Here is a 14255-nt window from a genome sequence, read left to right on the forward strand (position 1 = left end):
CTAAAAAGCTGGGAGGAAAGCCATGAAACTCAAGACCCTGATGAAAGGTGCGGTTGCAGCCGCGGCTTTGGGGCTGAGCGCGGTTGCCGCGCAGGCCGAATATCCGGAGAAGCCGGTGAATTTCATCGTGCCCTGGCCTCCGGGTGATTTGGAGGATGTGCTGACCCGGATGATCGCAGAGGACTTCCAGAACGAATACGGCGTCGCGGCTGCAGTGGTGAACAAGCCGGGCGGCGGCGGCGGGCCGTTCCCGGGTGCGATCGAGGTCGCCAATGCGCCCAGCGATGGCTACACCATCGGCTCTTTCGTGATCGGCGTGCCGGTGATGGGCCACCAGATCGACATCCCGCCGCTGACGCCTGAAAAATTCGACCCGCTGGGGATTTTCCTGACCTATCCCTTCGTGATCGCCACGTCCGGCGATGCGCCCTACAGCACGATGGAAGAACTGGCGGCCTATGCCAAGGAAAACGACGTGGCGCTGGGGCACTTTGGTGATGTGCTGACCCCGACTCAGGTGACCAAGGCTTATGCCAAGAACGCCGGCTTTGAGTGGGGCTCGGACGCGGCCTTTGACGCCTTGGACTGCAACACGCTAGCCTCCGGCGACGCGGATGTGATTAACACCACGCTGCAGCTGGTGCTGCCCTGCCTGGATCAGGTCAAAGTGCTGGTCTCGATCACCGATGAGCGCATTCCGCTGGCGCCTGATGCGCCGACCATCGGCGAGCTGGATGCGAGCCTGAACATCGCTTTGTGGAACGGTCTCTTTGTGACCAAGGACACGCCGCAGGACGTGCGCGACAAGATCATTGCCGTCGCAGAGAAGACCGTGATGAGTGAACGTGCCCAGAACGTCGCCAAGGAAACCGGCGCGCTGGTCTATTGGCAAAGCGCGGACGACAGTGCGGCCCGTGTCGCCAATGATATCGGCACCATGGCCCGCATCGGTGGTCTGCTGTCTGAGTAAATCTCCCCCTGCACTGGGGCCGTGACTGGCCCCGGTGCCTTTTCACTCGCGCGGACAAAGAACTCCTCTTATGCCTTCGGAACGTGAACACCGCTTTGCCGGGCCGCGGCGCGGACAGCTGGTCTTTGGCCTCATCCTGTTGGGCACGGCGCTGCTGCTGCTGGCCCTGATCGGTGACCAGACCGCTTGGGTCAAGAAGACCAAGCTGTTTGCCCAGCCCCGGTTCTGGCCTGCCGTCGCCATTGGCGGCATGGCGCTGATGGGCGGCCTGCATCTCTACAAACTGCCTTGGCGGCGGGTCAGCCGTTATGACCTGTGGGAAGTGAAACGCTGGGGGCAGGTGTTCGAATTTGCAGGCTGGTTCATGGGCTACGTCCTGCTGGTGCCTATTATCGGCTACCTGCCTGTAACGATGGCGTTCGTGCCGCTTCTGTGCCGGCGGATGGGCTACCGCAGCCGCTTCATGCTTTGGGCAGGCGTTGCCTTTGCCATCATTGTCGTGGTGCTGTTCAAGGGCTTCCTGTCGGTCAAGATCCCGGGCGCGCTGGTCTATGAGTATCTGCCCGGCGCTTTGCGCAGCTTCTTCATTCTCTACCTCTGAGCGCCTGTCATGGATCTGATCCTCTCTGCAATTGACATCCTGATGCGCTGGGACGTGGCGCTGGCGCTGCTAGCGGGCTCGGTCGGCGGCGTGCTGATCGGCGCTATCCCTGGCGTCGGCCCCGCCGTTGCCATTGCGATCCTGCTGCCCGCAACCTTCTCGATGGACCCGATTGTCGGCCTCACGGTCCTCTTGGGGATCTACGGATCGTCCATGTACGGCGGCTCTATCCCGGCGATCCTGATCAACACGCCCGGCACCGCGGTCAATGCGCTCACCACCTATGACGGTTACCCGATGACCGCGCGGGGAGAGCCGCGCAGGGCCTTGAGCCTTGCTTACTCCGCCAGTTTCTTCGGCGGCATCTTCTCGGTCATCTGCCTGATCCTGTTTGCGCCGGTGCTGGCCAAGGTCGCGCCGATGTTCGGCTCGCGCGAGATCTTCCTGGCGGCGTTGTTGGGCCTTATCCTGGTGGTTGTCGCCCACCGAGGCCAGGCACTGGTTGCCGGCGCCTTGGCCTGTTTCGGGATCTTCCTGCAGACCATCGGCCTGGAGCCGGTGAAATACACCCAGCGCTACACATTCGGTCAGGACTTCCTGGGCGGCGGCATTAACCTGATCGTGGTGGTGCTGGGCCTGTTCGCCATTTCCCAGGCCTTTGTGCTGCTGACGGACGAGGATGAGAAGGTGCGCTTGACCCGCCTGCGCGGCGGCATGTTCCAGGGGCTGCGCGAGCTGGCCCGCCACCCCCGCGTGGCTGGCGTTTCCGCATCTTTCGGCGTGCTGATGGGGATGATCCCCGGCGTTGGCGAATTCACCGCCCAGTTCATGTCATACACCTATGCGCAGAAGACCTCGAAACGGCCGCAGGACTTTGGCAATGGTTCCTCCGAAGGGCTGATCGCGGCAGAAACCGCCAACAACGCCGTGCCCGCCGCCGCCATGGTTCCGCTCTTGGCGCTGGGCATCCCGGGCGAGGCGCTGACGGCGATGATGCTCTCGGTCTTCTACGTGCACAACGTGGTGCCGGGGCCGGGGCTGTTCCAGAACGACATGGATTTTGTCGTCGCGCTGTACCTTGCGCTGCTGGTGCTGAATGTCCTGGTTCTTGTCTTCCTGCTCTTTGCTACCAAATCGCTGATCCAGGTGGTGCGCATCCCCAACCGCTTCCTCGGCGTCTGCATCCTGACGCTCAGCTTCGTCGGGGTCTACAGCTTGCGCAACTCCGCTACCGATTGCGTGATGGCTGCAGCCTTCGGCATCCTCGGCTACGTGCTGAAGCGCCTGTCGCTGCCCTCCGTGCCGATCATTCTGGGCATGGTCCTGGGCGGCATCATGGAGGTCAAGCTGCGCGCGGGCATGGCGCGGGTGAAGGAACCCCTTGATTTCATTGACCGTCCGGTGGCGTTCATCCTGTTTTGCATCATCATCATCGTTCTGGCGGTCCATATCCTGCGGGTGCTGAAGGACCGGAAAGAACTGAAGGAGGCCGAATGGCAGACCAACAGCGCATCGACAAGCTTCGGCAGCTTGATGTGGCGCCGCAGAAACTCTTTCTTGAAGGATCATGGAAAGAAGGTTCGGGCCAGACACTCGAAGTTGCTTCGCCGGTTGACGGATCTGTTCTGACGACACTGGCAGGCGCCTCTGCAGCAGATGTCGAAAACGCTGTGGCGTCGGCGCGGCGGGCGTTTGCGGACTGCCGCTGGGCGGGACAGAGCCCCGCCGCACGGAAGCAGGTGTTGCACAGGATTGCGGACCGGATCGAGGCCGAGGCGGTTGAGTTGGCAGTGCTGGGTGTGCGCGACAACGGTACCGAATTCAACATGGCGCTGAAGGCCGAGCCAGGATCGGCGGCGGGCACCTTCCGCTATTACGCCGAGGCGCTGGACAAGGTGGCCGGAGAGGTCGCGCCAACCGCACCGGATGTGCTGGGGCTGGTTCACCGGATGCCGGTGGGGGTGGTGGGCGCCATCGTGCCCTGGAACTTCCCGCTGATGATCGGCGCCTGGAAGCTCGCGCCTGCGCTGGCAATGGGGAACTCGGTTGTGCTGAAGCCTGCTGAGACCGCTTCGCTGACGCTGCTCAGGCTGGCAGAGATCTGTTCCGAATGCGGATTGCCGGACGGGGTGCTGAACGTGGTGACTGGCTCCGGCGCCGAGGCCGGTGCGGCACTGGCGATGTCAAACGATGTGGATGTACTCGCCTTCACCGGCTCCGGTGCGACTGGCCGCAAGCTGCTGGAAGCCTCGGCGCGCTCAAACCTCAAGCGTTGCTATCTGGAACTGGGCGGCAAGTCTCCGAACATCGTCTTTGCGGATGCACCGGATCTGGCCAAGGCGGCCAAAGTGTCGGCTGCAGGTATTTTCCGCAATTCGGGCCAGGTCTGCGTGGCAGGCTCGCGGCTGCTGGTCGAAGCCTCCATTCACGACGAATTCGTGGAAATGCTGAAGGCCGAGACCGAAGCGCTGCGGGTTGGCGATCCGCTGGATCTAGGCACGCAGGTTGGTGCTGTGAACTCCGAAACTCAGCTGCGCCAGAACCTGTCTTTCATGGATATGGCGCGGGCTGAGGGCGGGCAGGTGATTACCGGGGGCACGCGCATTCTGGAAGAGACCGGCGGCACCTATATGGCGCCGGCCATCGTCACCCATGTGGCCCGCGATCACGCACTGTTCCAGCGCGAGGTCTTCGGGCCGGTGCTGGCAGTGACAAGTTTCGAAACCGAGGAAGAAGCGCTGAGCCTTGCTAACGCCACCGACTATGGCCTTGCCGCAGGAGTGTGGACCGCAAATCTGTCCCGAGCCCACCGGATGGTGGCGGGTATCCGGGCAGGCGTTGTGCATGTGAACACCTATGGTGGTTCAGACAACACTGTACCGCTGGGCGGCGTCGGCCAGTCCGGAAATGGGCATGACAAATCGCTGCATGCGCTGGACAAATATACCGACCTGAAGACCGCGTGGATCCAACTGTAAAGCAGGTTTTGCGAGGCAAAACCTGCGGCCTCCGGCGGGAGTATTTGGGGAAAGATGAAAGGGCTTATGTGCTTCAGGGCGCAGGCCGCAGGGAGAACGGAATATGACGAGCAAAACGATCCTGGTTGCCGGAACCTATGACACCAAGGACGATGAGCTGGGATATCTGGCAGAGGTGATCCGCGGTCAGGGCGGCTATGTGCTGACAATGGATGTGAGCGTGCTGGGCGATCCCAGCCAGCCAACAGATGTCAGCAAGCATGAGGTGGCTGAGGCCGGGGGCAGTTCGATCCAGGCGGCAATCGACTCCGGTGACGAGAATACTGCCATGCAGATCATGGGTGCGGGGGCTGCTGCCAAGGCTCTGGAGCTGTACCGTGCGGGCCGCATTGATGGCGTGATCGTGCTGGGCGGCACTATGGGCACGGATCTGGCGCTGGACATGTGCGCGGCCCTGCCGGTGGGGGTGCCCAAGTACATAGTCTCCACCGTTGCGTTTTCACCGCTGATGCCTCCGGAGCGGATGCCGGCCGATGTGCAGATGATCCTTTGGGCGGGCGGGCTTTACGGTCTCAACTCGATCTGCAAGGCGTCGCTCAGCCAGGCAGCCGGTGCGGTGCTGGGGGCTGCGCGGGCAGTGGAGCCGCCCAAACGCGGCCGGCCGCTGATTGGCATGACCTCCTTCGGTAAGACCGTGCTGCGTTATATGGTGGCGCTGAAACCCGCCTTGGAGGACCGCGGGTTCGAAGTGGCGGTGTTCCACGCCACCGGAATGGGCGGGCGCGCATTTGAGAGCCTGGCGGCGGAGGGCGCATTTGCCGCGGTGATGGATTTTGCCCCGCAAGAGGTTTCGAACCACCTGTTCGGCGGGCTTTCGGCTGGGGCGGACCGGATGACCAATGCCGGGAAATCCGGCACGCCGCAGATGGTGGCGCCGGGCTGCTACGATCTGGTGGATTTTGTGGGCTGGCAGGAGACGCCGACACAGCTGCGAGACCGGGAGACACATGCCCACAACCGGCTGCTGACCTCTGCCATGCTGGAAGCGGGGGAAAGGCGGCAGGTGGCGCAGGCGATCTGCGGCAAGCTCTCTTCTGCGCAAGCTCCGGTGGCGCTGTTGCTGCCGGCTGGCGGCTGCAACGAATGGGACCGCCCCGGCGCTCCACTGTATGATGCGGAGGGGCTGGGGGTCTTTTGTGATGAAATGCGGCGCGGCTGCCCGGGGAATGCTCAGCTGCATGAGTTGGACTGCCATATCAATGATGCAGAGTTCTCTGCCAAGGTCTTGGAAATCCTGGATGGCTGGATCAGCAGCGGAGTGGTCGAAGCCAGCTGATAGGCCACATTGCTGGTTTGCCTGATAAGGTGTTTCAAAAAGTTTCCATTTACATCGGTTTCTGTTACGTAACCGCCAGCATGACAGGCGGCCTGAGGCTGTGGGCACCGCGACGCGGGGTTTGCGGTTTTTCTGCTGCCATTGGGGCTTGGCGCCGGTTCGGCTGCTGTGCCTAATCTGTTGGGAGCCAGGCGCAGGCACTGCCGCCGCGGAAGAGAGAGGAAAACCGGATGAGTGAAGCCATTGCATATGAGCGCGTCGGCGATATTGCCGTTCTGAAGGCGCAGAACCCGCCTGTGAACGCACTGGGCATTGATGTGCGCAAGGGGCTGCTGGCCGGGGTTGAGCGTGCTGAAGTGGAGGGTGCCAAGGCGGTGCTGATCTACGGTGAAGGCAGGACATATTTTGCTGGCGCCGATATCCGCGAATTCGGCAAACCGCCGCAGGAACCTTGGCTGCCGGGCCTGTGCAACCGGATCGAAGCCTCGCCGCTGCTCGTGGTTTCTGCCATGCACGGCACTGCGCTGGGCGGCGGGCTGGAGGTGGCCTTGTCGTCGCATTACCGGATTGCGGTGCCTTCGGCCAAGATGGGGCTGCCGGAGGTCAACCTGGGCATCCTGCCCGGGGCTGGCGGCACCCAGCGGCTGCCGCGTCTGTCCGGGTCTGAGGTGGCGTTGGAGATGATTACCACGGGCCGCCACATCAGCGCGGCGGAGGCGCTGGACAAGGGTATCATCGACCGCATCGAAGAGGGCGAGCCGCGTGAAATCGGCCTGACGTATGCGCAGGAACTGCTGGATGCCGGCGCGCCGCGCCGGGCTGTTGGGGAAATGCCTGCGCCGGAAGCGGTGGATTTTGATGCAGCCTATGAGGCGACGCTGAAGAAAGGCCGCGGCCAGCTGTCTCCGGCGACGGCCGTGCGGGCGGTGCAGGCGGCGGTAGAGGCTGAGAGCTTTGAAGCCGGGCTCAAGCGCGAACGCGCGCTGTTCACTGAGCTGATGGAATCGGATCAGCGGCAGGGGCTGATCCATGCCTTCTTCTCGGAGCGGGCGGTCAGCAAGCTGCCGGAACTGGAAGGCGTTGAACCGCGGGACGTTTCCGCCATGGGGGTGATCGGAGGCGGCACCATGGGCGCGGGCATCGCCACTGCAGCGCTGCTGGCTGGATTGCTGGTGGTGTTGGTCGAAATGACCGAAGAGGGGGTTGCTGCAGCGCGCGGCCGGATCGAGGGTAATCTGCAGGGGGCCCTGAAACGGGGCAAGATCACCCAGGCGCAATATGATCAGCTGACCGGCGAGGCACTGACCGTGTCCACGGACTATGCCGCGCTGGGCCAGGTGGATCTGGTGGTCGAGGCCGTGTTCGAGGACATGGGCGTCAAGCGTGAGGTTTTTGGCAAGCTTGACGCGCATTGCAAGCCGGGGGCGGTGCTGGCGACCAATACCTCCTATCTGGATGTGGATGAGATCGCCGCGGCAACTTCCCGCCCGCAGGATGTGATTGGGTTGCATTTTTTCTCGCCCGCGCATGTGATGAAGCTTTTGGAAGTTGTGGTGGCGGAGAAGACTGCGCCGGAAGTTCTGGCCACCGGCTTTGCCCTGGGCAAGCGGTTGAAGAAGGTCGCTGTGCGCTCTGGCATCTGTGACGGATTCATCGGCAACCGGATCATGAACGCCTACCGCAAGGCGGCGGAATATGTGGTGCTGGATGGGGCGTCGCCCTACCAGGTGGACAAGGTGGTGACCACTTTCGGTTTCCCCATGGGGCCGTTTGCAATGGGGGATCTTGCCGGGCTGGATATCAATTGGGCCGCCCGCAAGCGCCGTGCGCCGACGCGGGATCCGCGCGAGCGGGTGCCGCGGTTCTACGAGCTGCTCTGCGAGGGCGGCGATTTCGGCCAGAAGACCGGCAAGGGATTCTATGTCTATGAGGCAGGCAAGCGCGGCGGCGTGCCGAACCCGGAGGTGGCGGAGCTGATTTCCAAGGATCAGGAGCAGCAGGGTGTGACCCCGCGGGAGTTCTCCGACGCGGAGGTGTTGCGCCGCTATATGTGCGCTATGGTCAACGAGGCCGCCAAGGTGGTGGGCGAAGGCATCGCCCGGCGCCCGCTGGATGTGGATATGGTGATGCTGTTCGGCTATGGCTTCCCCCGCTTCTGGGGCGGGCCGCTGAAATGGGCGGATCTGCAGGGGCTGGATGGCATCCTGGCCGATATCAAGACCTATGCGGTTGAGGACGGGTTCTTCTGGCAGCCCGCGCCGCTGCTTGAGAAGCTGGTCGCTGAGGGCAAAACCTTCGACTCACTGAACAAAAGCAGCTGAACTGGCGGGCAGGCGCCCTTCCGGCCCGTCGAGGGCCATCAGGACGCGGCCCGGCTTTGCCGGGCTGGGCACGCAAACGCTGACCGTAGCACGAAAAAGCGCCGCGCGGAACGCGCGGCGCCTGGCCCAACAAGAGCAGCGCATCTTGGATGCGCCCGGCGATTGGCGGGAGAGGCCGGTGCTCAGGTCCAGGTGCCTTCGGTCGAGGCACGGATCTTGCGGATGTTCTCGCCGTAGACTTCCGGAGTGTTGACCGAGCCTCCCTTGAACACTGCGGAGCCTGCGACCAGCACGTCGGCGCCGGCTTCGGCCACCAGCGGCGCGGTGGTGGGGTCGACACCGCCGTCGATCTCGATATGCACAGGACGGTCGCCGATCATCGAACGCAGGCGGCGGATTTTGGCGGTCATGTCGATGAACTTCTGGCCGCCAAAGCCCGGGTTCACGGTCATCACGCAGACAAGGTCTGTCAGGTCCAGCAAATGTTCCACCGCCTCAGCCGGGGTTCCGGGGTTCAGCGCGACGCCTGCTTTCATACCCGCCCCGCGGATCGCCTGCAGGGTGCGGTGGATGTGCGGGCCTGCCTCAATATGGGCGGTTAGCACATCGGCACCGGCATCGGCATAGGCGTCGATATAGGGATCGACCGGCGCGATCATCAGGTGCACGTCCATCACGGTTTTCACATGCGGGCGGAACGCCTTCACGGCTTGCGGACCGAAGGTGAGGTTCGGCACGAAATGCCCATCCATCACATCCACATGCACCCAGTCTGCGCCTTGGGATTCGATCGCCTGGATCTCCTGGCCAAAGTTGGCGAAATCGGCAGACAGGATGGAGGGCGCAATCTTGATCTTGCGGTCAAAGGACATCTGGCAGCTTCCTTTTGCAAAGGGAAATGAGGAGTCGCAGGCCGTATAGACTGTCCGGACCGCTGTGCACAGGGGGCAGATTGCGCAGCGGGTCCGTTTCCTTGAGTGCCGCGCCTTCGGGTTGCGCCGGGCCGCGTTACAAAACTTTCACGGCAGTGACACATGAGCTTTGAGCAGGGCGGCTAGGCAATCCCGGAACGAGAAGGGAGCGCCCCGGTGCTGCGCATTGACAAACTGACCAAACGTTTCGGCGGTAAGATCGCGGTGGATACCGCCACGCTGGACATCGACAAGCCCTGCATGATCGGCATCATTGGCCGCTCCGGCGCAGGCAAATCCACCTTGCTGCGGATGCTGAACCGGCTGGAGGACGCCAGCAGTGGGCGCATCCTTTTCAAGGACCGCGAAATCACCGGCCTGAAGGGCAGGGACAAGCGCGCCTGGCAGTCCGAGTGCGCGATGATTTTCCAGCAGTTCAACCTGGTGCCGCGGATGGATGTGGTGTCCAACGTTCTGCACGGCACGTTGAACCGCCGCAATGCGATGGCGACGCTGTTCAACCTGTACCCAATGGCTGATATTCACACGGCGATCGACATCCTCGACCGCCTCGGCATTGCCGAACATGCGGCAAAGCGGGCGGAGGCGCTGTCGGGCGGTCAGCAGCAACGGGTGGCGATTGCCCGGGCGCTGATGCAGAACCCGAAAATCATTCTGGCGGATGAGCCGATTGCCTCGCTGGACCCGATGAACGCCCAAACCGTGATGGAGGCACTGCGCCGCATCCACGAGGAAGACGGGCGCACCGTGATTGCCAACCTGCATACGCTGGACACCGCGCGCCGCTATTGCGACCGGGTGGTCGGGATGCGCGACGGGCGCATCGTCTTTGACGGGCTGCCGGAGCAGCTGACCACCGGTGTGGCCCGGGAGATCTACGGCGCCGGAGAGGAATTTTCCGAGGCCGCCACCTCAACCGAGATCGAAAGGCTGGAAAAGACGGACGCGATGCGCTCCGCCATTCCCGCTGAGTAAGCCCGAACCTGAATTCATCGACCCGGCGGGCTGCTCTGCCGGGACCCAACCGGAGAGACATGAGATGAAGAAACTGATTGCTGCCGTTCTGGCAACCACTGCGCTGACTGCCCCTGTTGCGGCAGAAGAGATCAAGGAATTCCGCATCGGTATTCTGGGCGGCGAAAACGCTCAGGACCGTTTGAGCAAGCAGGAGTGTCTGCGTGAACAGAGCGAGGAGCTGCTGGGTGTCGAGACCAAGCTGTTTGCCCCTGCCGACTATAATGGCGTGATCCAGGGCCTTTTGGGCGGCACCATCGACATGGCGTGGCTGGGTGCCTCTGGCTATGCCAAGACCTATCTGTCAGATCCTGAAGCGGTTGAACCGGTTCTGGTCAAGGTCAACAGTGATGGCGGCTATGGCTACTATTCCATCGGATTTGCCCGCAAGGACAGCGGAGTTGCCTCGCTGGCGGATCTTAAGGGCAAGACCTTCGGTTTCGGCGACCCGAACTCCACCTCGGGCTACCTGATCCCCTCGATCGAAATCCCGCAGGTGACCGGAGCCACCATGGACTCCGGCGACTACTTCGGTGAAGTGAAATTTACCGGCGGGCATGAGCAGACCATCGTTGCGGTTGCCAATGGCGATGTGCAGGGCGGCGTGACCTGGGCGGACGGCCTGGGTGAGTGGGAAGACGGCTACAACTCCGGCGCGCTGCGTCGTGCGGTTGATGCAGGCCTGGTCGACATGAACGACATGGTCGAAATCTGGAAATCCGCACCGATCCCGGAAGGCCCGTTTGTGCTGCGCACCGAGCTGCCCGAAGATGTGAAGGTCAAGATGACCGGATTGCTGGCCTCGATGAACTCCATCGACCCGGACTGCATGTATAACGTGCTGGGCGGCGAATCCAAAGGCCTGATGCCGATCACCCATGACGCCTATGAGGTCATCATCGAAGCCCGGAAACTGAAGTCCGAGTAATTTCAGCCCAGGACTTATTCAACTGTGCTCTGCGGGGTTCCGGGCGTGCACTGGAACTCCGTAATTTCCCGATAGCAGTTGCATCGGGCATCATTTGAAGACCAGGAAACCCAAATGGCAGATTTAACAGCCGCCCGGCCGGGCATCGAGGACATCCGGCGGCACTACACTGCTCATACCCAGCGCAAGCGGCTCTATGGCGGTATCCTTCTGGCGGTTTTTGTGGCGCTGATGGCCGCGGGGTTCCGCACTGCGGATGCGCGCAATGCAGGCTCCTTTGCCGACGGGTTCACCCGCATCTTTGATTACCCGTCCGAGGTTCTTGCGGAAGCCGCCGAAAAGGCCGCGCAGCTGCCGGGGCATGTGGTGCATTTCTTTCCGGCACTGGTGGAGACGTTGAACATCGCCGCCGCCTCGACCCTGATTGGGGCCGTGTTTGGCACCCTGCTGTCACTGCTGGCGACCCGTGGCATGGCGCCCTGGCCTATGCTGATCCCGCTGTTCCGCCGCATCAGCGACATCTGCCGGGCCATACCGGAAATCGTCATTGCGCTGGTGCTGATCTTTGTCTTGGGCGGCGGGCCGGTGCCAGCGATGATCGCCATCGCCATCCACACCGCCGGCGCGCTGGGGAAGCTGTTTTCCGAGGTGAACGAGAATGCCTCCCTGAAACCGGTTGAGGGCCTCACCTCGGTCGGGGCCACATGGGCGCAGCGGATGACACTGGGGGTCATTCCGCAGGTCGGCCCGAATTATGTGAGCTATGCGCTGCTGCGGTTTGAGATCAATATCCGGGCCTCTGCCATCCTTGGCTTTGTCGGTGCGGGCGGCATCGGCTATGAGCTGAAGAACGCCATGTCCTGGGGGCAGGGGCGCTACGACGAGGCCGCCGCGATCTTCCTTCTTCTGTTTGTCACCATCGTGGCCGTTGACCAGCTGTCCGGCCTCTTGCGTGACCGCCTGACCAATGGAGCGAAGGCATGACCACTTTTGACACCACCCTGACGCCGTCGGACCTGAAGTATGACATTTCTCGGCTGTTCCTCAGGAAGCGGCTGATGAACTTTGCCCTGCCCGCTGCGGTGCTGGCCTATCTGGCCTATGTTCTTGTAGCCTTTGACATGGCCGGCCTGTGGGAGCGTGCCAGCCTGGACAACGCCAAGACCCTGGTCAGCGACAGCTACAGTTACAAGACCCATGTCACCCGCGACAACCGCAGCGGTGAGGTGTCGGTGGCGATTGAGGGCGAGCGCAAGGCGGCCTATCCCGATGGCATGTCACCGGAGTGGGTAGCCCTGGGCGAGACCACAGTCATTGATCTGGAGGGCGGGCATAGGGTCACCTTCGGCCCGGAGGCCATCGCATACGTGATCCCCGGCTATGGCACTGTGCGGGCCAGCCCGAGCCGCGGCGCGGGCGTGCAAGCGGAACTGCCTGCCGGTGATGTGCCGGAATGGATCAGCGTTTCGAAGAACCGCCTGGCCATAACCACGGAGGCCGGGCGCCTGACCGTGACCCGCGACCGGGCGGAAGTTTTCCGCTATTTCGCGGGATGGGAGCTGTTCTTCTTTACCCTCGACAGCCCGTATTACGGCATGGGGGCAGGGGAACTTCTGCAGCGCGCTGCCACCAGCGAGGGTGGTGCAATCTTCCAGGAGTTCTGGACCAACAAGATGTGGCGCCATCAGGATGTGGCCTGGGCCATTGCTGAGACCCTGCTGATGGCCTTCCTGGGTACTATTGGTGCGGGCATCATTGCGCTGCCGCTGGCCTTTTTGGCGACCCGAAACTTCATGCCCCTGCGCAGCATCCGCTTTGCCATGCGCCGCCTCTTCGACTTTGTGCGTGGCGTCGATTCGCTGATCTGGACGGTGGTGCTGGCGCGGGCCTTTGGCCCCGGTCCGCTGACCGGCGCGCTGGCGATTTTGGTGACCGATACCGGCACCTTTGGCAAGATCTTCTCCGAGGCGCTGGAGAACGTTGACCAGAAGCAGATCGAGGGGGCGGCCTCAACCGGAGCCAAGCCGGTGCAACGCTACCGCTTCGGGGTAATCCCGCAGATTACGCCGGTTCTGCTGAGCCAGCTCCTGTATTTTCTCGAGTCAAACACACGGTCGGCGACCATAATCGGCGCGATCACCGGTGGCGGCATCGGGTTGTTGCTGACCCAGGCGATCATCACCCAGAAGGACTGGGAGGAGGTGGCCTATTACATTACCTTGATAATTCTGATGGTGATGCTGATGGACTGGTTCTCCGGCTGGCTGCGCCGCCGCCTGATCAAGGGCGAGGGCGAGGGCGGCAAGGCCAAGCGCAAGCCGCGGAAAGCAGAGGGCGAAGCCTTTCTGCTGCCCTGACCCGGTTTCGGATTTCAACAATAGGACAGCTCATGGCTCGTTTACAGGGCGAGGCGCCGCTCATCCACCCGGACTGCACGATCACTGGCAGTAGTTTAGGTGCCTATGTGGAGATTGGGGCCGGCAGCCGGGTGGCAAACGCGGTGCTCGGCGACTACAGCTATTGCGACCGGATCTGTGACATTGCCAACGCAGAGATCGGCAGGTTTGCCAATATTGCCAGCTTCGTGCGGATCGGCGCCTCTGACCACCCGATGGAGAAAGCTTCTCTGCACCACTTTCTCTACCGTTCGGCAAGCTACTGGGATGATGCGGAAGATGACGCGGAGTGGTTTGACCGCCGCGCCGGGCGTACTGCCAGTATCGGACATGACACCTGGATCGGCCATGGGGCGATGATCAAGCCAGAGGTGACCATCGGGCATGGCGCTGTTGTGGCCTCAGGCGCGGTAGTGACCAAGGATGTAGCGCCTTACACGGTCGTTGGCGGCAACACCGCCAAGGTGATCCGCCGCCGTTATCCTGAAGCGGTTGCCGAGCAGATGATGGACCTGGCCTGGTGGAACTGGAGCCACGATGCGCTGCGCACCGCGCTGCCGGATTTCCGCATATTGCGGGCAGAAGCGTTCCTGGAAAAGTACTCTTGATCCGGAATGCAAATACTCCCGCCTGCTGCTGCACATTCGAAGAATGTGCCTCACAGTTGGGCGTGGCGCCGCTGCGCGGCGAATTCAGTCTGCTGAGAAGCGCTTCAGGGGCAGGTGTGCCCTGAAGCGCCAGTTCTATTCTCAGGTCTGCCAGCCCCGCCTCAAGGGCAA

The 14255-nt window shown here is 62.5% G+C and carries 12 protein-coding genes; 11 read left to right on the forward strand and 1 reads right to left on the reverse strand.

Translation table 11 applies throughout. The annotated features are described in order from the left end of the window. Positions 1-22: 22 nt before the first annotated feature. From ACXAEK_RS10085 to ACXAEK_RS10110, 6 genes are all read left to right on the forward strand, one after another. Positions 23-970, forward strand: coding sequence for a tripartite tricarboxylate transporter substrate binding protein (locus tag ACXAEK_RS10085; RefSeq protein WP_475041631.1), 948 nt, complete (start codon positions 23-25; stop codon positions 968-970). A 70-nt stretch (positions 971-1040) separates the two neighbouring features. Continuing rightward, positions 1041-1571, forward strand: coding sequence for a tripartite tricarboxylate transporter TctB family protein (locus ACXAEK_RS10090; protein WP_475041633.1), 531 nt, complete (start codon positions 1041-1043; stop codon positions 1569-1571). Positions 1572-1580: 9 nt separating this feature from the next. Beyond that, positions 1581-3200 carry a tripartite tricarboxylate transporter permease gene (locus ACXAEK_RS10095; protein ID WP_475041634.1) on the forward strand — a complete coding sequence of 540 codons (1620 nt, stop codon included), beginning with the start codon at positions 1581-1583 and terminating at the stop codon, positions 3198-3200. Further along, positions 3107-4549 carry an aldehyde dehydrogenase gene (locus tag ACXAEK_RS10100; protein ID WP_475045244.1) on the forward strand — a complete coding sequence of 481 codons (1443 nt, stop codon included), beginning with the start codon at positions 3107-3109 and terminating at the stop codon, positions 4547-4549. The genes ACXAEK_RS10095 and ACXAEK_RS10100 overlap by 94 nt, the downstream gene beginning before the upstream one ends. Before the next feature lie 103 nt (positions 4550-4652). Beyond that, entirely contained in the window at positions 4653-5885 is a 1233-nt protein-coding gene (locus tag ACXAEK_RS10105) for a Tm-1-like ATP-binding domain-containing protein (RefSeq protein WP_475041636.1), read from the forward strand. A gap of 230 nt (positions 5886-6115) precedes the next feature. Next, the gene (locus tag ACXAEK_RS10110; RefSeq protein WP_475041638.1) at positions 6116-8206 is read left to right on the forward strand and encodes a 3-hydroxyacyl-CoA dehydrogenase NAD-binding domain-containing protein; all 2091 of its coding nucleotides are present in this window, start codon (positions 6116-6118) and stop codon (positions 8204-8206) included. Positions 8207-8388: 182 nt separating this feature from the next. Here ACXAEK_RS10110 and rpe read toward each other — a convergent pair whose 3' ends face one another. After that, positions 8389-9078: a ribulose-phosphate 3-epimerase gene (rpe, locus tag ACXAEK_RS10115; protein WP_039174918.1), complete on the reverse strand. Its 690-nt coding sequence runs from the start codon at positions 9076-9078 to the stop codon at positions 8389-8391. 216 nt (positions 9079-9294) lie between these two features. Between rpe and phnC the strand changes: the two genes are divergently transcribed. From phnC to ACXAEK_RS10140, 5 genes are all read left to right on the forward strand, one after another. After that, positions 9295-10113, forward strand: coding sequence for a phosphonate ABC transporter ATP-binding protein (gene phnC / locus ACXAEK_RS10120; protein WP_475041639.1), 819 nt, complete (start codon positions 9295-9297; stop codon positions 10111-10113). 64 nt (positions 10114-10177) lie between these two features. Next, positions 10178-11080 carry a phosphonate ABC transporter substrate-binding protein gene (gene phnD / locus ACXAEK_RS10125; protein WP_475041640.1) on the forward strand — a complete coding sequence of 301 codons (903 nt, stop codon included), beginning with the start codon at positions 10178-10180 and terminating at the stop codon, positions 11078-11080. Positions 11081-11194: 114 nt separating this feature from the next. Further along, complete coding sequence (gene phnE / locus ACXAEK_RS10130; RefSeq protein ID WP_475041642.1) at positions 11195-12064, forward strand: phosphonate ABC transporter, permease protein PhnE; 870 nt, start codon at positions 11195-11197, stop codon at positions 12062-12064. Continuing rightward, positions 12061-13437 carry a phosphonate ABC transporter, permease protein PhnE gene (phnE, locus tag ACXAEK_RS10135; protein WP_475041644.1) on the forward strand — a complete coding sequence of 459 codons (1377 nt, stop codon included), beginning with the start codon at positions 12061-12063 and terminating at the stop codon, positions 13435-13437. The genes phnE (ACXAEK_RS10130) and phnE (ACXAEK_RS10135) overlap by 4 nt, the downstream gene beginning before the upstream one ends. 32 nt (positions 13438-13469) lie before the next feature. Next, complete coding sequence (locus ACXAEK_RS10140; RefSeq protein WP_475041646.1) at positions 13470-14084, forward strand: LbetaH domain-containing protein; 615 nt, start codon at positions 13470-13472, stop codon at positions 14082-14084. The last annotated feature ends 171 nt before the right edge of the window (positions 14085-14255 follow it).

This window comes from Leisingera sp. ABM4_101, assembly GCF_056158725.1.

Excerpts from the sequence above, each read along its gene's own strand:
- ACXAEK_RS10095 (WP_475041634.1), top strand. The coding sequence starts at position 1,581 with ATGGATCTGATCCTCTCTGCAATTGACATCCTGATGCGCTGGGACGTG.
- ACXAEK_RS10090 (WP_475041633.1), top strand. The coding sequence starts at position 1,041 with ATGCCTTCGGAACGTGAACACCGCTTTGCCGGGCCGCGGCGCGGACAG.
- ACXAEK_RS10140 (WP_475041646.1), top strand. The coding sequence starts at position 13,470 with ATGGCTCGTTTACAGGGCGAGGCGCCGCTCATCCACCCGGACTGCACG.
- ACXAEK_RS10105 (WP_475041636.1), top strand. The coding sequence starts at position 4,653 with ATGACGAGCAAAACGATCCTGGTTGCCGGAACCTATGACACCAAGGAC.
- rpe (WP_039174918.1), bottom strand. The coding sequence starts at position 9,078 with ATGTCCTTTGACCGCAAGATCAAGATTGCGCCCTCCATCCTGTCTGCC.
- phnE (WP_475041644.1), top strand. The coding sequence starts at position 12,061 with ATGACCACTTTTGACACCACCCTGACGCCGTCGGACCTGAAGTATGAC.
- phnD (WP_475041640.1), top strand. The coding sequence starts at position 10,178 with ATGAAGAAACTGATTGCTGCCGTTCTGGCAACCACTGCGCTGACTGCC.
- ACXAEK_RS10085 (WP_475041631.1), top strand. The coding sequence starts at position 23 with ATGAAACTCAAGACCCTGATGAAAGGTGCGGTTGCAGCCGCGGCTTTG.
- ACXAEK_RS10110 (WP_475041638.1), top strand. The coding sequence starts at position 6,116 with ATGAGTGAAGCCATTGCATATGAGCGCGTCGGCGATATTGCCGTTCTG.
- phnE (WP_475041642.1), top strand. The coding sequence starts at position 11,195 with ATGGCAGATTTAACAGCCGCCCGGCCGGGCATCGAGGACATCCGGCGG.